The following is a 314-nucleotide window of genomic DNA, read 5'->3' on the forward strand; positions in this document are numbered from 1 at the left end:
GGTTGCTGGGCGGGAATTGCCGTGGGTCCGCGCGTCGTCGCCGGGGTACCGCGAGCCGATGAGGGGAGCTTCGCGATGGTCAACCGTTCCACCACGGCCGGTCACCGACTGCGTGTCCCGGTCGCACTGGTTGCGGGCGCGGCCATCGCGTTCGGCCCCGCGGCCGGTACCGCGCCTGCTGATCCGCCGGTCGCGTCGGGGACCGTCGCCTTCGACCGCTCCCTGCACCTCGAGGGCGCCCGCAACGCGCGCGATCTCGGCGGCTACCGCACCGTCGACGGCCGGACGGTGCGCACCGGGCTGGTGTTCCGCAC

1 protein-coding gene is annotated in these 314 nt (G+C 74.5%); it reads left to right on the forward strand.

Going from position 1 to position 314, the window contains the following annotated elements; genetic code table 11:
- Positions 1-75: 75 nt before the first annotated feature.
- Positions 76-314 (forward strand): tyrosine-protein phosphatase (locus GV790_RS29580; RefSeq protein ID WP_163818103.1); only part of this gene is annotated, 239 nt, incomplete at its 3' end.

The organism is Nocardia cyriacigeorgica, assembly GCF_010858045.1.
In the GTDB taxonomy this organism is placed as follows: Bacteria; Actinomycetota; Actinomycetes; order Mycobacteriales; family Mycobacteriaceae; genus Nocardia; species Nocardia cyriacigeorgica_E.